General features: G+C 43.2%; 11 protein-coding genes, 4 tRNA genes and 1 rRNA gene. 9 read left to right on the top strand and 7 right to left on the bottom strand.

What is annotated here, in order from left to right; translation table 11 throughout:
- Positions 1 to 53 precede the first annotated feature (53 nt).
- The 3 genes from rrf to LQ983_RS04775 all read left to right on the top strand — a co-directional run bounded on the left by rrf (position 54) and on the right by LQ983_RS04775 (position 362).
- A 5S ribosomal RNA gene (rrf, locus tag LQ983_RS04785) occupies positions 54 to 169 on the top strand.
- Positions 170 to 177: 8 nt separating this feature from the next.
- Positions 178 to 254 (top strand) — tRNA-Asp (locus LQ983_RS04780).
- Between the two features lie 32 nt (positions 255 to 286).
- Positions 287 to 362, top strand: a tRNA-Trp gene (locus tag LQ983_RS04775).
- Between the two features lie 40 nt (positions 363 to 402).
- Here the strand turns inward: LQ983_RS04775 and LQ983_RS04770 are convergent.
- From LQ983_RS04770 to LQ983_RS04760, 3 genes are all read right to left on the bottom strand, one after another.
- Complete coding sequence (locus tag LQ983_RS04770) at positions 403 to 951, bottom strand: YtfJ family protein (protein ID WP_111306479.1); 549 nt, start codon at positions 949 to 951, stop codon at positions 403 to 405.
- 50 nt (positions 952 to 1,001) lie between these two features.
- A tRNA-Arg gene (locus LQ983_RS04765) sits at positions 1,002 to 1,078 on the bottom strand.
- A 34-nt stretch (positions 1,079 to 1,112) separates the two neighbouring features.
- Positions 1,113 to 1,189: transfer RNA gene (locus LQ983_RS04760), tRNA-Pro, on the bottom strand.
- A 156-nt stretch (positions 1,190 to 1,345) separates the two neighbouring features.
- Here LQ983_RS04760 and folD point away from each other — a divergent pair.
- On the top strand, positions 1,346 to 2,203 hold the full coding sequence (gene folD / locus LQ983_RS04755) for a bifunctional methylenetetrahydrofolate dehydrogenase/methenyltetrahydrofolate cyclohydrolase FolD (RefSeq protein ID WP_230621821.1): 858 nt from the start codon (positions 1,346 to 1,348) through the stop codon (positions 2,201 to 2,203).
- Between the two features lie 90 nt (positions 2,204 to 2,293).
- Here folD and groL read toward each other — a convergent pair whose 3' ends face one another.
- The 3 genes from groL to LQ983_RS04740 all read right to left on the bottom strand — a co-directional run bounded on the left by groL (position 2,294) and on the right by LQ983_RS04740 (position 4,883).
- Positions 2,294 to 3,937, bottom strand: a complete 1,644-nt coding sequence (gene groL, locus LQ983_RS04750; protein ID WP_230621820.1) for a chaperonin GroEL — start codon at positions 3,935 to 3,937, stop codon at positions 2,294 to 2,296.
- Positions 3,938 to 4,026: 89 nt separating this feature from the next.
- Positions 4,027 to 4,317: a co-chaperone GroES gene (locus LQ983_RS04745; RefSeq protein WP_005715710.1), complete on the bottom strand. Its 291-nt coding sequence runs from the start codon at positions 4,315 to 4,317 to the stop codon at positions 4,027 to 4,029.
- Positions 4,318 to 4,400: 83 nt separating this feature from the next.
- The gene (locus LQ983_RS04740) at positions 4,401 to 4,883 is read right to left on the bottom strand and encodes an FxsA family protein (RefSeq protein ID WP_230621819.1); all 483 of its coding nucleotides are present in this window, start codon (positions 4,881 to 4,883) and stop codon (positions 4,401 to 4,403) included.
- A gap of 224 nt (positions 4,884 to 5,107) precedes the next feature.
- Here LQ983_RS04740 and aspA point away from each other — a divergent pair, with 224 nt between their 5' ends.
- Both aspA and LQ983_RS04730 read left to right on the top strand, forming a co-directional pair.
- Positions 5,108 to 6,526, top strand: a complete 1,419-nt coding sequence (gene aspA, locus LQ983_RS04735) for an aspartate ammonia-lyase (RefSeq protein WP_230621818.1) — start codon at positions 5,108 to 5,110, stop codon at positions 6,524 to 6,526.
- Positions 6,527 to 6,672: 146 nt separating this feature from the next.
- Positions 6,673 to 7,716 (top strand): glycosyltransferase family 9 protein, encoded by a 1,044-nt coding sequence (locus LQ983_RS04730; RefSeq protein ID WP_230621817.1) that lies wholly within the window; start codon positions 6,673 to 6,675, stop codon positions 7,714 to 7,716.
- On the opposite strand, the gene LQ983_RS04725 is transcribed toward LQ983_RS04730, so the two are convergent.
- Entirely contained in the window at positions 7,657 to 8,325 is a 669-nt protein-coding gene (locus LQ983_RS04725; RefSeq protein WP_230621816.1) for a YitT family protein, read from the bottom strand. The genes LQ983_RS04730 and LQ983_RS04725 overlap by 60 nt on opposite strands.
- A gap of 236 nt (positions 8,326 to 8,561) precedes the next feature.
- Here LQ983_RS04725 and LQ983_RS04720 point away from each other — a divergent pair, with 236 nt between their 5' ends.
- The 3 genes from LQ983_RS04720 (at position 8,562) to LQ983_RS04710 (ending at position 19,653) form a co-directional block, all read left to right on the top strand.
- Positions 8,562 to 9,812: a NupC/NupG family nucleoside CNT transporter gene (locus LQ983_RS04720; protein WP_230621815.1), complete on the top strand. Its 1,251-nt coding sequence runs from the start codon at positions 8,562 to 8,564 to the stop codon at positions 9,810 to 9,812.
- 115 nt (positions 9,813 to 9,927) lie between these two features.
- Positions 9,928 to 10,647: a purine-nucleoside phosphorylase gene (deoD, locus tag LQ983_RS04715; protein WP_230621814.1), complete on the top strand. Its 720-nt coding sequence runs from the start codon at positions 9,928 to 9,930 to the stop codon at positions 10,645 to 10,647.
- Positions 10,648 to 11,049: 402 nt separating this feature from the next.
- The gene (locus LQ983_RS04710; RefSeq protein WP_230621813.1) at positions 11,050 to 19,653 is read left to right on the top strand and encodes a YadA-like family protein; all 8,604 of its coding nucleotides are present in this window, start codon (positions 11,050 to 11,052) and stop codon (positions 19,651 to 19,653) included.
- Positions 19,654 to 19,710 lie beyond the last annotated feature (57 nt).

Raw genomic sequence — 19,710 nt, 5'->3', positions numbered from 1 at the left:
ATTACTTTAGTTCATTAGCTTAATGTTAGTAGTGAACTAAATTAATAAGTATTTTTAGCAGTCATAGTGCAGTAGAGCCACCTGAATCCATACCGAACTCAGAAGTGAAATGCTGTTACGCCAATGGTAGTGTGGGGCATCCCCATGTGAGAGTAGGTCACTGCTAATCCCTATCTCGGAGTGGTAGTTCAGCTGGTTAGAATACCTGCCTGTCACGCAGGGGGTCGCGGGTTCGAGTCCCGTCCATTCCGCCAATTTTATAAATTTTTCAAAGTTAAATAACAATAGGGGCGTAGTTCAATTGGTAGAGCACCGGTCTCCAAAACCGGGTGTTGGGAGTTCGAGCCTCTCCGCCCCTGCCATTTATTTTCTTATCTTCTCAATTTTTATTTTTACTACTTTCTACTGAACTAAGTTTTTAATTAGTTCGATGACTTGATTCATTTGTTGCTCAGATAGCTTCCCTTCATGTGCAAATTTCACTTTTCCAGATTTGTCTAATACTACAATTAGGCTTTCTTTAGGCTGTAATCCCCAGTCTTTTTTAACTTGACCTGTTTGATCCAAAATCACTTGGCTGTGTGGATTATTTTTTTTGCCTTTTTCAGCACTACTTTTGACGAAAGGACCTGTGCCGAAGATAGCGTCTTCTGCATTAATAATCGTTGTTGTTTGATATTTGCTAGCATCAAAGCGTTGAGCTTTGATCATTTCCATTAAGCCATCATTTTTTTCTTTAACACTACTTCTTCCTGCCATGTGCTGAAGAACCCGTACTTTTCCTGCAAGTGCTGGCGATTCCCAGTTTTTATAGTTGATGCTTCCATTGTTTATGATTACTTCTCCATCAGTTTGAACGGAAACATAAGGGAGAGTTGTATTGAGTTGAAGATTATGGGCGAAACTCGAAGTTGCTAAGGATGTTAGCAATACAAATGCTAATTTTTTCATTCTATTTTCCTTGGATTGGAAGTAAAAAATATTTAGTCTGGCTTATTAAATGGCACGCCCTAAAGGATTCGAACCTTTGACCCACGCCTTAGAAGGGCGTTGCTCTATCCAGCTGAGCTAAGGGCGCATTTAAAATGGGATGATGAAAGAATAGAGAAAGGTGGTCGGCGAGATAGGATTTGAACCTACGACCCACTGGTCCCAAACCAGTTGCGCTACCAAGCTGCGCTACTCGCCGAAAGATGTGTAGCATTATAGTTTTCTTTCATTTTCAGTCAATCAATTTTTATGGTTTTACTGTCAATAGTCTAAATTTATTTCAATTCAGTTTACATAAAGCGGATTTTTCTGACAAAATAGCGTGCGTAAATATTTATCTCATGCGGAGAATTCAATGGCAGCTCAAATTATTTCAGGTACTCAGTTATCCCAGCAAATTAAATTGAATATTACACAAAAAATTGCACAGTATATTGAGCTGGGTAAACGTGCTCCTGGTCTGGCAGTAATTCTAGTTGGAGCGGATCCGGCTTCTCAGGTTTATGTGGGAAGTAAGCGTAAAAGTTGTGCTGAAATCGGTATTTTTTCCAAATCTTACGATTTACCGGAAACCACTTCTGAATCAGAATTGTTAGCTCTTATTGAACAATTGAATCAAGATCCTGAGGTTGATGGTATTTTGGTGCAGTTACCGTTGCCAAAACACATTGATAGCACCAAAGTAATTGAAAAAATTTCACCGGAAAAAGATGTGGATGGTTTTCATCCTTATAATGTTGGGCGCTTGTGTCAACGTATTCCAACATTACGTGCTTGTACGCCTTATGGTGTGATGAAATTATTGGAAACTACAGGTATTTCTTTTTATGGAAAACACGCTGTCATTGTTGGTGCGTCCAATATTGTTGGTCGTCCAATGGCATTAGAATTGTTACTTGCCGGCTGTACCGTCACAATAACTCACCGTTTTACCGAGGATTTAGTGGGGCATATTCGTCAAGCGGATATTTTAGTCGTTGCTGTGGGTAAACCTAAATTTATTAAAGGTGAATGGATCAAAGAAGGCGCTGTTGTCGTTGACGTCGGAATTAACCGTATTGATGGCAAGTTGGTTGGCGATGTTGAGTTTGAGGTCGCTGCGGACCGTGCTGCTTATATTACACCGGTGCCGGGTGGTGTTGGCCCAATGACGGTGGCAATGCTCATGTACAATACGCTTTCTGCTTATGAAAAGCATGAAAATTTAGTGTAAAAGTGCGGTCATAAAAAATAGCGTTTTTACAGAGATAAAAAAAGCCCTTGAGTTAACTCAAGGGCTTTTGTTTTTTCGACAAGGGAAGAATTACATCATTCCGCCCATGCCTCCCATGCCACCCATACCGGCAGCACCGAGGTCAGCTTTGTCATCTTTTGGTAATTCGGTCACCATACACTCGGTACTGATCATTAAACCAGCGACAGAGGCTGCAAATTGTAATGCAGAACGAGTTACTTTAGTCGGATCTAAAATACCCATCGCAATCATATCGCCGTATTGCTCAGTACCTGCGTTATAACCAAAGTTTCCTTCGCCGTTTTTCACCGCACTTGCGACTACAGAGGCTTCTTCACCGGCGTTTGTGACGATTTGACGTAACGGGGCTTCCATGGCACGAAGGGCAAGTTTAATACCGACGTTTTGTTCTTCATTGTCGCCACGTAAATCAGCAACTTTGCTGGCTGCGCGAATTAACGCCACACCACCGCCGGCAACCACGCCTTCTTCTACTGCGGCACGAGTTGCGTGTAACGCATCTTCTACGCGGGCTTTTTTCTCTTTCATTTCTACTTCCGTTGCGGCACCGACTTTAATTACCGCAACACCACCGGCGAGTTTCGCTACGCGTTCTTGCAATTTTTCTTTGTCGTAGTCAGAAGTGGATTCTTCGATTTGTTGACGAATTTGCGCCACACGACCTTGGATTTGCGCTTCATCGCCGATACCGTCGATGATAGTGGTGTTGTCTTTATTGATTACAACGCGTTTTGCTTGACCAAGATCTTCAAGAGTGGCTTTTTCTAACTCCATACCGATTTCTTCAGAAATCACCGTACCGGCAGTTAAAATCGCAATGTCTTGTAACATCGCTTTACGACGATCACCAAAGCCCGGTGCTTTCACCGCAGCCACTTTCACGATGCCACGCATGGTGTTCACGACCAATGTTGCTAACGCTTCGCCTTCTACGTCTTCAGCAATGATTAATAACGGTTTACCTGCTTTCGCCACACCTTCTAATACCGGTAATAATTCGCGAATATTCGAGATTTTTTTATCGACTAATAAAATGAATGGGTTATCTAATTCTACGGTCGCGGTTTCCGGTTTGTTGATGAAGTATGGGGAAAGGTAACCGCGATCAAATTGCATCCCTTCAACCACATCCAATTCGTCTTCTAAGCCGGTGCCGTCTTCTACGGTAATCACGCCTTCTTTACCCACTTTTTCCATGGCTTGTGCGATTAATTGACCCACAATGCTGTCGGAGTTTGCGGAAATGGTACCCACCTGTTCGATTTCTTTAGAGGTTTCGCAAGGTTTAGAAAGGGATTTAAGTTCGGCAACGACGGCAGCAACCGCTTTGTCGATACCGCGTTTTAAATCCATTGGATTCATGCCTGCCGCTACGGCTTTTAAGCCTTCGTTCACGATGGCTTGCGCTAGAACAGTTGCCGTGGTGGTACCGTCACCGGCGGCATCATTGGCTTTAGAAGCAACTTCTTTCACCATTTGTGCGCCCATGTTTTCAAATTTATCTTCTAATTCGATTTCACGTGCCACAGACACACCGTCTTTGGTGATGGTTGGTGCACCGAACGATTTGTCTAACACTACGTTACGGCCTTTTGGACCAAGGGTGACTTTTACTGCATCCGCTAAGATGTTCACACCTTTTAACATTTTTACGCGTGCGTCGTTACCGAATTTTACGTCTTTTGCTGCCATGTTTAATTTCCTTTTATTTTGTTGCGTGAGATTGCTCCCACCATGATCTATTTCATTTAAAGTGCGGTCGTTTTTCAGCGTGTTTTTGCTTATTCAACGATCGCTAAAATATCGCCTTCGGAGAGGATGAGCACTTCCTCACCATCAATTTTTTCTGTTTTCACACCATAGCTATCGCTGAAAATCACGATGTCGCCCACTTTTACGTGCATTGGGTGAATGCTACCGTTTTCTAATAAACGGCCTGGGCCGACCGCTAATACTTTCGCGCGGGTAGATTTGGTGGCTGCAGAACCGGTCAATACGATACCGCCGGCAGATTTGGTTTCCACTTCTTCACGTTTTAAAATCACTTTGTCGTGTAATGGACGAATATTCATCTGAAATTTCCTCTATTTCTAGGTTTATTAAAAAGTTTCTTTTATATGGGAATCATTTTTACGCTTTCAAGGGAAAAGCAAAATTATTTTAACCGTTTATTTTCATCGGCTTCTTTTTCAAATTCCGCCTCAAAAATCTCGCCATCTCTAGGCGGATTGTTTTGAGAGGAATAAAAAGTGCGGTCGGTTTTAAAGATGTTTTGTCGAAAGAATACAAATCGACTGCCAATGAAAGCGTTGATTATGTAACGACCGAGAGGGCTTAACAGTACGCAGGCGAAAATATCGGTAACAAAGCCGGGAATGACAAAAAGTACACCGGCAACAAGCCAGCGTAGTGAGCTGAAAATCGTGTCAGTAGGCAATTCGCCTTGTGTAAGCTGCTGTCTCACTCGCGTGAGGCTGTACCAACCACGTGCGCGGATGATGGCAATGCCCAGTAAGGAAGAACCAATCAACAACAAAATGAGCATGAGGATACCCAACTGGCTTCCTAGCCAAACCAGTAGGCTTAGTTCCACATAAATAAATAGAAAAACAGCGAAAAGAAAGGTGATAAACGGCATGTTTGCTCCTTAAAAATACGTTGGATGTGCATATTACCCGCTTTATTTTGCGGTGCAACTTTTATTCATGGCTACATCTTTCAGGTTAGAAAAACTAATCTGAAAAATAAAAATAACTCTTAAATGCGTATAAAAATCTGTGACTTGGATCAATTTAATTTTAATCGAATTTTCTATAATTTAGACAATTCAACCAAACGTGTTAAGCATAAAGGAGAACTCAAATGACACAATATAGAAAGGAAGTGGATTTGTTAGGTGAACGTGAAGTTCCTGCAGATGCTTACTGGGGTATTCACACCCTAAGAGCGGTGGAAAATTTTAACATTTCGAAAGTAACGATTTCTGATGTGCCGGAATTTGTTCGCGGCATGGTGATGGTGAAAAAAGCAGCGGCATTGGCAAACGGTGAATTGGGCGCGATTCCGCAAAACATCGCTGAAGCCATTGTTAAAGCTTGTGATGAAGTCTTAGTAAACGGAAAATGCTTGGATCAATTCCCATCCGATATTTACCAAGGCGGTGCAGGCACTTCCGTCAATATGAACACCAATGAAGTGATTGCCAACTTGGCGTTAGAAATTTTAGGTCACAAAAAAGGTGAATATAAATACCTCGACCCAATGGATCATGTGAACGCCAGCCAATCCACCAACGATGCGTACCCTACCGGTTTCCACATTGCCGTGTACAACAGCGTAATCAGACTTCTCGAAAAAGTCGCTTATTTACAACAAGGTTTTGAAAATAAAGCGAAAGAATTTGAGAAAGTCTTGAAAATGGGACGTACCCAATTACAAGATGCGGTGCCAATGACTGTGGGGCAAGAATTCAAAGCGTTTGCAGTGTTAATGGCGGAAGAAGTGAAACATTTAAAAGCCGCTGCAGCACACTTGCTTGAAGTAAACATGGGCGCGACGGCAATCGGTACCGGTTTAAATACACCGCAAGGTTATGTGCCTTCCGTTGTGAAACATTTATCTAACGTCACCGGATTACATTGCACCGGTTCAGAGAACTTAATTGAAGCTACTTCTGACTGTGGTGATTATGTTTCCGTGCATGGCGCGTTAAAACGCACTGCCGTGAAATTGTCAAAAATCTGTAACGACTTACGTTTGCTTTCTTCCGGCCCTCGTGCAGGTATTAAAGAAATTAACTTGCCTGAATTACAAGCCGGTTCTTCCATTATGCCGGCAAAAGTGAACCCGGTTGTGCCTGAAGTAGTGAACCAAGTGTGCTTCAAAGTGATTGGTAACGACACCACGGTGACCTTCGCGGCTGAAGCAGGTCAATTACAATTAAACGTGATGGAGCCGGTGATTGTACAAGCTATGTTTGAATCCATTGAGATTTTAGGCAACGCTTGTGTGAACTTACGCGATAAATGTGTTGATGGCATTACTGTCAACAAAGAAACTTGCGAAAACTATGTTTACAACTCTATCGGTATTGTCACTTACTTGAACCCATTTATCGGTCACCACAACGGCGACTTAGTGGGTAAAATCTGTGCGCAAACCGGTAAAGGTGTGCGTGAAGTGGTCTTGGAAAAAGGCTTGTTAACCAAGGAACAATTGGATGACATCCTTTCCGTAGAAAACTTGATGAATCCGACCTATAAGGCAAAATTGAATAAATAAAATTCAATATTGACTTGTTTATTTAGTTTAACATCAGCGTCTTAAGGGATTAAGGCGCTGATTTTTTATTTGTCGCTTTTTAATGGCGGTCGGTCAGGCTAGAATAGCCCCTCATTTTGGAAAAGAATTTGCATAGGGTGGAAATAATGAAAAACGTATTGGTGATTCGTAACGATAAATTGGGCGATTTTATGTTGGCATGGCCATCCTTTGCCATGTTAAAAGCTTCTGAACCATCGCTAAAACTGACCGCACTTGTGCCTGCTTACACTGCCGATATTGCTCGGGCATGCCCTTATTTAGATGACGTTATTATTGATGCGCCGAAAGATGATAAAAACGCGTTTCAGCGCGTGGTGAACGAAATTAAAGCGCGCCAATTTGATGCCATGATCAGTTTCTTTTCCAATACACATAACGCCAAATTAGCGTGGAAATGTCGCATTCCTTACCGTTTAGCGCCGGCAACAAAATGGGTGCAATTTTTCTATAATCATCGTTTAACGCAACGCCGTTCCCAATCGGCTAAGCCTGAATTTGAATATAACTTGGATTTGGCCCGTACGTTTTTACGTGACCAAGGCATTGCTATTGTCGAGCCATGCCCGCCATATCTCACTTTCCCTAAAAGTGCGGTGGATTTTCAGCGTGAATCTTTGTGCCATCAGTTAAACATTGATGCTGAGAAAAAATGGATTTTTGTGCACAGCGGTTCGGGTGGATCTGCTAATAATTTATCCTTGGCGCAATATGCGGAGCTTATTCGCGGCTTATTAGCGCGGTTTGATGCGTATGTGATTTTAACGGCAGGGCCGAATGAAAGTGAAAAAGCCCACGAACTGGCAAATTTGGTGCAGGATTCGCGGGTAGTCGTTTATGACAAAAATAACGGCATGGTGGATTTTGCACAATCTTTGGCATGTGCTGATTTGTTTATTGCCGGCTCCACCGGGCCATTGCATTTAAGTGCTGCGTTAAATGTGCCGACCATCGGTTTTTATCCAAGCCGTCGTTCTGCCACACCATTGCGTTGGCAGCCGATTAATGAGGTTGATAAACATTTGGCATTTTGTCCGCCGAACGACAAAGCGAGTCAAACGGATTTAGGCAAAATTCATATAGGAGAGAAATTAGACGAGATCGTGCGGTTTATTACTCGGGTGTGGCACGCGACGACGGATAAGAAATAAGGTGTATTGCACCACCCAGCCAATTCCCAGTGCGAACATGAGTGTGCCGATGCCTAGCACGCCACCGAGCAGATAGCCGAGGAGGCAGACGAAGACTTCAATGGATGTTCGCACAATGCCGATTTTCCAGTGAAAATGATAGCATAAGCCGACCATTAAGCCGTCACGCGGTCCGGGACCTTGGTGGCAGGTCAGGTAAAAGGCATTGCCGATGCCGAACAATAAGATACCAACGACAGCGTAAATGAAACGCAGATAAAGTGCGGTAGGTTTTTCTAGCAAATAAACGGTTAAGCCGAGAAAGAGGGCGATCACAAAAATATTCATGACGGTGGCAAGCCCCGGCCTCAGTTTTAATGGAAACCATGCCAACATCACCATTAAACTGATTATCCATGATGCCCAACCCACACTAAATTGCCCTTGTAGTGCAACGCCTTGCGATAATATGGTCCAAGGTGCGGAGCCTAAATCAGAAAGAAGCAATAATGCTTCGCCAAATCCCATGACACTTAAAGATAAAAGCAACACGCAAAAGGATTTAGGCTCAAATGCCCAAAGGGATTTTGCTGCCCAAGGGGTATGCGGCAGAACCTGTGCTTTCTTCATTTATCTTTAATCCATCATTTGTTAATAAGTTGCGCGCATTATCCCAAGGTTTATTCATGCTGTCTAAATAAATTACGTTGAATTTTGACCGCACTTTATTCCTTTTTAAGGCGGATTTTGCTTCTAGTGACATCGGGTTGCACTAATTATGATATTAATCAATAAAATTAACTCTCCTTTTTTATGGAAACCAAGTAAAATACGAAGAATTTTATTCAATGACTTTTGAGGTATTTATGGACATTTTAATTAGTATTGTCGGTATTTTCGTCCTGTTAGGGATTGCAGTCTTGTTCTCTAACAACCGTAAAGCGATTAATCTGCGTACCGTTTTTGGTGCGTTGGCTATTCAAATCGCTATCGGTGCTTTCGTACTTTATGTACCGGCGGGACGCAGTGCGTTACAAGCAGCTTCTGATTTTATCGGTAAAATCATTAGCTTCGGTAACGAAGGGATTAGTTTCTTATTCGGTGGATTGACTGATCCAAGCCAAAGTTTCGGTTTTATCTTTGCGATTAAAGTGTTGCCGGTCATCATTTTCTTCTCCGCCTTGATTTCTTTGCTTTATTACATCGGTGTTATGCAATGGGTGATCAAGTTAATCGGTGGTGGATTACAAAAATTATTAGGTACATCAAAAGCAGAATCTATGTCTGCGGCTGCCAATATTTTCGTTGGCCAAACGGAAGCGCCATTAATTGTAAAACCATTTATCAGCCGTATGACGCAATCTGAATTGTTTGCGGTTATGGTTGGTGGCGTTGCCTCTATCGCAGGTTCTGTGATGGCAGGTTATGCTGGTATGGGTGTGCCGTTAACTTACTTAATCGCAGCGTCTTTTATGGCGGCGCCGGGTGGTTTATTGTTTGCTAAAATCATGTTCCCACAAACAGAAAAAACGGACGACTCATTAAAAGAAAGTGCAGACGTTGAAAAACCATCTAACGCAATTGAAGCATTGGCAAACGGTGCGCGTGACGGTATGCACTTAGCGATGAATGTGGGTGCGATGTTAATCGCGTTTGTTTCTGTGATTGCTTTGATCAACTGGATTTTAAGTAGCTTCGGCGGCATTATTGGTGAACCGGATTTAACCTTACAAGTGATTTTAGGTTGGATTTTCAAACCATTGGCATACTTAATCGGGATTTCTTGGGAAGAGTCTGCCATTGCCGGTCAAATGATTGGTTTAAAATTAGCCGTGAATGAATTTGTGGGTTACTTAGAATTTGCTAAATATTTACAACCGGATTCCGCAATTGTATTAAGTGATAAAACCAAAGCGATTATTACCTTCGCACTTTGTGGTTTCGCTAACTTCAGTTCCATCGCGATCTTAATTGGTGGCTTAGGCGGAATGGCGCCAAATCGTCGTAGCGATGTGGCTCGTTTAGGCTTAAAAGCCGTAGTTGCGGGTTCATTATCTAACTTAATGAGCGCAACAATTGCAGGTTTATTTATTGGTTTAAGTGGTGCCGTGCTATAAAGTGCGGTATGATTTCGCCATGTTTTTTATGATGACACCACGACCACGTTCGTGGTGTTGTCGTTTATAGGCAACGGAAACGTTTGCTTCATCATGTCAACAAGAGGGAAAAACTATGACTCCACACATTAACGCACCTGCCGGTGCATTTGCTGATGCTGTATTAATGCCGGGTGATCCGCTACGTGCGAAGTATATTGCGGAAACTTTTTTGGAAAACGCACAGGAAGTGACTAACGTACGTAATATGTTAGGTTTCACCGGTACCTATAAAGGTCGTCGCATTTCCGTGATGGCACATGGTATGGGGATCCCTTCCTGTTCCATTTATGCGAAAGAACTGATCACTGAATATGGTGTGAAAAAAATGATTCGTGTAGGTTCTTGTGGTGCAGTCCGCATGGATGTGAAATTGCGTGAAGTGGTGATCGGTGTGGGTGCATGTACCGACTCCAAAGTAAACCGTATCCGTTTTAAAGATAACGATTTTGCCGCCATCGCAGATTTTGGTTTGACGCAAGCCGCAGTGCAAGCAGCGAAAAACTTAGGTGTGAAAGCTCGCGTTGGAAACTTATTCTCTGCCGATTTATTCTACACGCCGGATGTCAGCATGTTTGATGTCATGGAAAAATACGGCATTCTTGGTGTGGAAATGGAAGCCGCCGGTATTTACGGTGTTGCCGCAGAATATGGTGCACGCGCATTAACCATCTGTACCGTATCTGACCACATTCGTACCCACGAGCTCACCAGTGCGGAAGAACGTCAGTTAACGTTTAATGAAATGATTAAAATTGCATTAGAAGCAGTATTAATTGACGATAAATCAATTTAGTTTTAGAATCTTTCTCCCTTATATCATAAGTTTATTTTTTTATATGTTACTTATTCAATCAATATGACAGTAACAATTTCAGTTTTAGCACTTGTGATGAGCATTATTGGTAGTGATATTTGTGTCGTTTAGTGGTTCAAATGGCTTAGCACTATTGATGATGTTATTTATAGGGGGGGATTCTTTTTAGGAATTCTATGAGTATTTTAGTGGATCGGTCTTAGAGTGATAGTTGTCTAGTAGACTGAGTAAATAAATTTCTATGTTGAGTGGTCTTAGGGTTACTCGACATTTTTTTATACGTCACAGATCTATATTTTTGATATAAAACAAAAACGTTGTTTATATCAGTTAGGTGTTTGTATAGATTTGAATCAAATTTCAATCAGGTAGGAGATTTCCATGAATAATATATATAAGGTTATCTGGAGTAAGGTGGCCAACGCATTAGTTGTTGTATCTGAATTAGCGCGCTCCAAAGGGGTATCCGGACGCAATTCAGTCGCGGCATCAAGCAACACAGTAAAAGTACGTACAAAATTAACCGCACTTTCTGTCGCTCTTTCATTCTGTTTTGGCGCATCTTCTGTTTTTGCCGCCGATGCCACTTATGATAATGTCACCGTGAACACCTCATTAGCTGTTAACGGCACGGCAACCGTCAATGGAAAAACCATTGCAACCACGGATACGGTGAACAATGCCGTCGCCGGTAAACTGGATACTTCAACCTTCACGACATTCCAGCATGCAATTAATCCAAGAGTCACTAATTTAGAAAACAATAAACTGGATACCTCAGCCTTTAACGCATTTAAGAGCGGCGATTTTACGACTTGGCAAACAAAAGTGAACAACAAGCTGGATACCTCAACCTTCTCGACCTTCCGAGATGGAATTAATCCAAGAGTCACTAATTTAGAAAACAATAAACTGAATAAAACGGATTTCACCACGTTCCAAAGCACTGTAAATGGGCAGATAACTAATTTAACTAATACAAAACTCAATACGGCGACATTTAATCAATTTAATACCAATTTAACCGGCTTGGTTAATCAGGTGTTAGGCACCGCATTTACTGTTGCGCAAATGCAAGGCACCTTCCCGGCATATACCTACACCGGTATTAAATATTTCCGTGCAAATTCAACCGGCGTAGATGCCTCAGCAACCGGCACAGATGCCGTCGCAATTGGTCCTGTAGCCCAAGCAACCGAAGTTGATACTGTGGCGATTGGTCATGAAGCGAGCGCCTCAAAAGCGGCTGCTATTGCCGTAGGTAAAAAATCATATTCCAATGCTGATAATGGTGTTGCAGTCGGTAACGATTCCACGGTGACAGCAGGTGCTAAATCTGCAGTTGCGTTGGGTTTCCATGCGCGAGCAGGTTCCAATAATAATGGCGACGTAACTTATGACGGTGCTAGTACATTTGTACCCAATGACGGTGCCAGTGCGGTTGCTATCGGTGATCACGCCATAAGCCGCGGACAACATAATATTGCAATTGGTAAAAATGCATTAACCACAAACAAGGATAAAGCGGGTGCATTTAGTCAAGATAGTGTCGCCATTGGTAGTGGTGCTGAAACTATCGCAGCAAGTTCTGCTATCGCCCTCGGTAAAGGCGCACGCGTTGGTGTTAGAGGTAGTAATGCGGGGGCTGATTCCGCTATTGCGATAGGTGATCAGGCAAATGCTACCGGTTTAGATGCAACCGCAATCGGTCATTCAGCTCAAGCCGGTAAATCCGGTTTAGCCGCGGGCTCCAATGCTAATGCCGCCGGTGTGAACAGTGTTGCGTTGGGTAATGCAGCGCAAACAACCACTGAAGGGGCTGTTGCCATTGGTGATCGGGCTTATGCTGCCCCATGGCGAACCATCTCCATTGGTCAAGACGCCGGTAAAGGACAAGCCACCGACACCGTGGGCGACAAAAATGAACAAATCAATATTGGTGTGAGATCCGGTGAAAATGTGGATGGTCAACTGAATATTGGGATTGGTCAGGCTGCCGGTTCAAATGTGAAAGGTAAAGGCAACATTGCTCTTGGTCAGAATGCCGGCCAATATATTGGTGGAACCAACAGTAGTGTCGGTAACAATATTTCAATTGGTACGAATGCCAACCAATATACGACACCGACGGATATTATCGAAAGTGTCGCAATTGGTTTTAACAGCCAAGCCGGTACGAGAGCCATGTCATTAGGCGTAAAAACCAAAGCAACTGCAGATGGTTCGGTTGCCATCGGTAACAGTGCTCAAGCGAATGGTGCCGGCAGTATGGCAATTGGTAAGGATTCCGTTGTGAATGGCGCGGATAATGTTGCATTAGGTCGTTCTTCTATCGCCAACACCGACTTAAAACAAGGTTACCTGACTTCCACTGCATCAAGCACCGTTGTGTCTGTGGGTAAATCGGATCTTTTACGTCGAGTTGTCAATGTAGCTGATGGTGCCGACGATCAAGATGCAGCAACCGTAGCGCAATTGAAGAAGGTTTCAGATGATGTTTACAACAAAGTCAGCACGCAAATTAATAACCTTCATATCGCGGCAGCCACCGGGATTAACTATGATGTGATACCGAGAACAGCAACAGAAAACAGCGTGACATTGAGTAAAAATGGTAAGAAAACCATTATTGGTAGCGTCGCTGACGGTGTATTAGACGATGATGCAGTAAATGTGTCACAACTCAATCGAGAAATTGACAAAAAAACCACCCACTATTTTAGTGTTAACCAAGGTGGCACAACAACGTTAGGTAATTTTAACAATAACGGTGCAGTAGGGGCGAAATCTTTAGCTATCGGTATGGATGTAAGAACAGCCGGGGAGCGTGGCGTTGCTTTAGGTAATAGCACATCCGCCGAAGCCTTTGGCTCAATTGCAATTGGTGCACTTTATGATGGTTCTAATGCATTAGACGACAATGATCCACAAGCGGCTAAACAAACGGTGACGAAAAGTAGCCCGACGCAGCCATTTAAATACAATATGGCAATTGGTGCCGGCGCCGCGTCCGAGGGGAATAACGCGATTGCCATCGGTACATTAGCGAAAACCACCACAAAACAACAAAATGTCGTCAGTCCGGATCGTGCTGTGGCATTAGGTTATTATGCTGCCTCTTCCGCGGAAAAAGCCAATGCTATCGGTGAACGCGCGACAGCGACAGAAGCAAAAGCCAATGCCTTTGGTAGCCAAGCGTATGCCGGCGGCGTATCGGCGACAGCGATCGGTTCTGCTGCATCTGCCAGTGGTACAAACTCCATTGCCATGGGGTCAAATCAACGCGTAACAGCGGCGAATTCCGGTAGTATCGGTTATGCGGGGGATTTAACCCTCAATACGACCGGCCGTGATTTAGCCGGTACCTATGCTACGAATGCAACACGCGTTAGCGGCACAGGTACCTATTCTATCGGTAACACCAATAGTAATGTAACCTCCAATGAATCCGGCGTATTTGGTAATAATAACGTTGTTCAAGGCATAGAGAATATCCGCGTGATGGGGAATAACAATACTATCACCCAAAATAATCAAAACCCACAAGGGGGGGCGGCTGTCGCACCAACATTAAAAAATGTCTATGTGACCGGTCATGCCAATAAAATTGATACCGGAACCAAACCGTTAGAGGCGAGTAAAAATATTTTTGTTATGGGTGCCGGAAATATCATTGGTGATAGTTCTACTGCGAAAAAGATCACCGATACTTACGTAATTGGTACCGGAAATAAAGTGAGCGAGTCAAATGAATTGACTACGACTGATGACCCGTCAGATCCGGCTGCAACTAAAACCAAAATTGGTAAAGGTTATTTCATCTTAGGTAACAACGTTAATGCAACATTGCAAAACTCTGTTTACTTAGGTACAAACTCTGCATTTATTGAAGATGCTACAAAATCAGCAAAAGAGAAATACCCAACTACTCAAGGATCTGATTATGATAAGTTGTTAGCGAGTAAATATAGCGGCCTTAATGCTGTGGGTGTTGTTACTATCGGTAATGGTGGTGATGCTAATGCTAATAAACCTTCTGAAGAGCGTCGTCTCCAAGGTGTTGCTGCCGGTTTAGTAGCGAAGACAAGTACTGATGCCATCAATGGTAGCCAATTGTATGCACACACCCGTCCGCTTGGTTTTGCTGCAGATAATACAGCAGGCTTAAATGCAAATAATATCGATGGTTTAGCAGTTGACGATGCAAGCATTACCAATATGGCTAAACGCGCAGCCGGACAAGCCATTAAGCTTAACGGTGGCGCAGATAAAACCAAACTTTCTGACAACAATATCGGTACCCTTGTCAAAGGCACTAACCAAGTTGACATCAAATTAGCTAAAGAGCTGAAAGGCTTGACCAGTGCTGAGTTTACGGATGGTACGAACACTACAACCATCAACGGTAAAGGTGTCAGCATTACCAATGGTCCGAGCATGACAACGGCGGGAATTAACGCGGGTAATCAAAAAATTACCAACGTTGCACCTGGTGATGCAGATACTGATGCAGTGAATGTAAGCCAATTGAAAGCAGCACGCACAGTGGTGAAATCAGATGACCACAGTGTATTGGTGCAAGAAAGTGAAAATGGTTTAACGAAGACCTATGATGTGTCTGTTGCGATGCCGGTGGTTTATACCAAAGCAGATGGTACTAAGGTTTATAAATTAGCGAATGGTACATTTAACACCAACCCGAATGGCGGTGATGCAACTAAAGTTGACTCAGCTGATGTGATTGCGTCAATGCATAATGCGGCAGGTGGAAGCACTGCAACCACAGCACCAATTGCCTTAGCGAATGTAGCAAGTAGCATTAAAAATAAAGCGGGCGCTAACTTTGCGGCGAAATTGGAAACAGCTAATACAACCAATCCGAATAGTGCGGTCAATGTAAGCGACTTAAAACTTACCAAAGACAGTATTACCAGCAGCGCAAATGGCGGTGGTTTTGGTTTAGCTGATGATGGTAATACTGCTGTTACACAAGACTTAGGTAAAACTATTCAAGTGAAAGGCAGTGATGGTATTACCACTACCGCGAACGCCACAGATAAAACGTTAACACTAGGCTTAGCCGGTAAAGTTGTAGTTAATCCAAAAGGCGGTGAAGACGGAAGTCTTGTTGTGAAAGGTAAGGACGGTAAAGACGGAACGACCATCACAAAAGATGCCATTGTATTTAACGGTGTTGATGGTGTTAACGGTAAAAATGGAGCAGACGGCAAAGATGGTCAAGCTTCTCTCAAAGTTGTGAAAGGTGCAGCGGGTCTTGAAGGTAATGATGGTAAAGATGGTGTAAGTAAAACACGCATTGTTTACGAAAAACCAAATGGCGACAAAGAAGAAGTAGCGACCTTAAATGACGGTCTCAAATTCGGTGCTAATGCGGGTACGGTGCACGATGCGAAACTTAACACCCAAGTGAATGTTAAAGGCGCAGCAGCGAACGCGGATTGGACTAAATTTGATGCGGGTAAAAACATCATGACCAACATCGATGGAAATACCATTACTGTGGGATTAGCCAAAGAGTTGAAAGGGTTGACCAGTGCTGAGTTTACGGATGGTACGAACACTACAACCATCAACGGTAAAGGTGTCAGCATTACCAATGGTCCGAGCATGACAACGGCGGGAATTAACGCGGGTAATCAAAAAATTACCAACGTTGCACCTGGTGATGCAGATACTGATGCAGTGAATGTAAGCCAATTGAAAGCAGCACGCACAGTGGTGAAATCAGATGACCACAGTGTATTGGTGCAAGAAAGTGAAAATGGTTTAACGAAGACCTATGATGTGTCTGTTGCGATGCCGGTGGTTTATACCAAAGCAGATGGTACTAAGGTTTATAAATTAGCGAATGGTACATTTAACACCAACCCGAATGGCGGTGATGCAACTAAAGTTGACTCAGCTGATGTGATTGCGTCAATGCATAATGCGGCAGGTGGAAGCACTGCAACCACAGCACCAATTGCCTTAGCGAATGTAGCAAGTAGCATTAAAAATAAAGCGGGCGCTAACTTTGCGGCGAAATTGGAAACAGCTAATACAACCAATCCGAATAGTGCGGTCAATGTAAGCGACTTAAAACTTACCAAAGACAGTATTACCAGCAGCGCAAATGGCGGTGGTTTTGGTTTAGCTGATGATGGTAATACTGCTGTTACACAAGACTTAGGTAAAACTATTCAAGTGAAAGGCAGTGATGGTATTACCACTACCGCGAACGCCACAGATAAAACGTTAACACTAGGCTTAGCCGGTAAAGTTGTAGTTAATCCAAAAGGCGGTGAAGACGGAAGTCTTGTTGTGAAAGGTAAGGACGGTAAAGACGGAACGACCATCACAAAAGATGCCATTGTATTTAACGGTGTTGATGGTGTTAACGGTAAAAATGGAGCAGACGGCAAAGATGGTCAAGCTTCTCTCAAAGTTGTGAAAGGTGCAGCGGGTCTTGAAGGTAATGATGGTAAAGATGGTGTAAGTAAAACACGCATTGTTTACGAAAAACCAAATGGCGACAAAGAAGAAGTAGCGACCTTAAATGACGGTCTCAAATTCGGTGCTAATGCGGGTACGGTGCACGATGCGAAACTTAACACCCAAGTGAATGTTAAAGGCGCAGCAGCGAACGCGGATTGGACTAAATTTGATGCGGGTAAAAACATCATGACCAACATCGATGGAAATACCATTACTGTGGGATTAGCCAAAGACCTTGATGTCAATAGTGTTACAACGGGTGATACAAAAGTTGAGAATAGTGGCATCACTATTAAGAATGGTTCTGAACAAAGTAAAACAGTAAGTTTAACTAAAACTGGTTTAAACAATGGTGGTAACCAAGTCGTCAATATGGATAGTGGTCTAAAAGATTCTCAAGGTAATAAGGTTACGTTAACTGAGGCAACTGGTGACGTATTAAACAATGGCGTCAATGTCGGCGACTTAAAAGAGACCGTTAATAAGCTTATTGGACCAAGCGATATCGGTGGTTTTGGTCTGAAAGATAAAGCGGGTAATGAGTTCAAACAAAGCTTAGGTACTACAGCTCAAATTACCGGAGATAAGAACATCAATACTAAAGTTGTTGATGTGTTAGATGCTCAAGGTCAGCCGACAGGTAAAAAAGCGCTTGAAGTGGGTTTAAACCCAGAAGTTGAACTTGGTAAGAAAGGCAACGATGGCGTTGACGGCAAACTTACCGTGAACGGTAAAGACGGTTCAGCGGTAGTTATCAACGGTAAAGACGGCTCCATTGGTCTGAACGGGAAAGACGGTGAAAATGGTTTAACCATGAAATCAGCTAACGGCAAAGACGGTGTTGATGGAGCGAATGGTACAAACGGTAAAACGCGTATTGTTTATGAGCTTAAAGATAAAGATGGCAAGCCGGTGAAAGGTGCTGATGGCAAACCTGTTACAGAAGAAGTGGCGACACTGAACGATGGTTTAGTCTTTGCGGGTAACAACACAGATAAAGTGAACAAACACAAGCTGAACTCAAAAGTGAACATTGTGGGTGATTCTACTGCTGATGAGTTGAAAGACTTCAAGAGCGCGACAGGCAACCTTAATGTTGTTGCGGATGGTAACGATAAATTGACGGTTCAAATGAGTAAAAATCTGAAGAACCTCAATAGTGTGGCTTTAGAAAACCCAACAGATACGACGAAATCTGTGACATTGAATGTGACGGATAAAGGCGAGTTGAATGTTGGTGGTAACACAACTGACGGTAACCAAGTTACTGGTGTGAAAAGTAGTATCACCGATAAAGCAGGTGCTACTTTTGCTGATAAGTTGAAGAATGCCGCCGATAAAGATAACGGCAATCCGAATAATGCGGTTAATGTTGGCGACTTGTATAACGTCTTCAGTGGTGAGTCTGGCGGTGGTTTTGGCCTGAAAGACAAAGCGGGTAATGAGTTTAAACAAGACTTAGGTACTACTGCTCAAATTACCGGAGATAAGAACATCAATACTAAAGTTGTTGATGTGTTAGATGCACAAGGTCAAGCGACAGGTAAAAAAGCGTTAGAAGTAGGTTTAAACCCAGAAATTGAGCTTGGTGAAAAAGCTGTACCGGGGGTAAATGGTCAACCGGGTAAAGATGGTGTTGATGGCAAGATTGGCGTGAACGGTAAAGACGGTTCAGCGGTTGTTATCAATGGTAAAGACGGCTCCATTGGTCTGAACGGTAAAGACGGTAAAGATGGTTTAACCATGAAATCAGCACAGGGTAAACCGGGTGTAGATGGTAAAGATGGCGAAACCAAAACGCGTATCGTTTATGAAACCAAAGATAAAGATGGCAAACCTGTTACAGAAGAGGTGGCGACCCTAAATGATGGTCTCAAGTTCGGTGACAATAGTGGTAATGTTCATAATGCTAAATTGAATAGCCAAGTGAATGTTAAAGGTGCAGAAACGAACAAAGATTGGGGTAAATTTGATGGCGGTAAAAACATCATGACCCAAATCAAGGGAAATACCATCACAGTAGGGTTAGCGAACGACATTAATGTTAATAGTGTTACAACAAATAAAGTGACTGTAGGCGATACCACAATCACTACTGATGGCGTAACCATTAACAACGGTCCAAGTATGACGAAGAGCGGTGGTATCAACGCGAATAATACAACGATTAAAAATGTTGCGCCTGGTGTGAACAGTACGGATGCGGTGAATGTTTCACAATTGCGTGCGGTTGAAGGCAAACTCAATCGTGCGGATAAACATTTACGTGCCGGTATTGCAGGTGCTAATGCGGCCGCAGGTTTACCACAAGCCTACTTACCAGGTAAGAGCATGGTGGCTGTTTCTGCCGGTACTTATCGTGGTGAAGGTGCGGTTGCCTTAGGTATGTCCCGCATTTCCGATAACGGAAAAGTGGTGGTGAAAATCACCGGTAACAGCGACACGCGTGGCAACCTTGGTGCTTCTTTAGGTGCAGGCTATCAATGGTAGTCGTGTTGGCATAATAAAATAGGGAAGCAGTCGCTTTCCTATTTTGCCGACATGCCA

This window comes from Aggregatibacter sp. Marseille-P9115, assembly GCF_920939465.1.
GTDB classification, from domain to species: Bacteria; Pseudomonadota; Gammaproteobacteria; order Enterobacterales; family Pasteurellaceae; genus Aggregatibacter; species Aggregatibacter segnis_B.
This window is presented reverse-complemented; position numbering and strand designations above follow the sequence as displayed.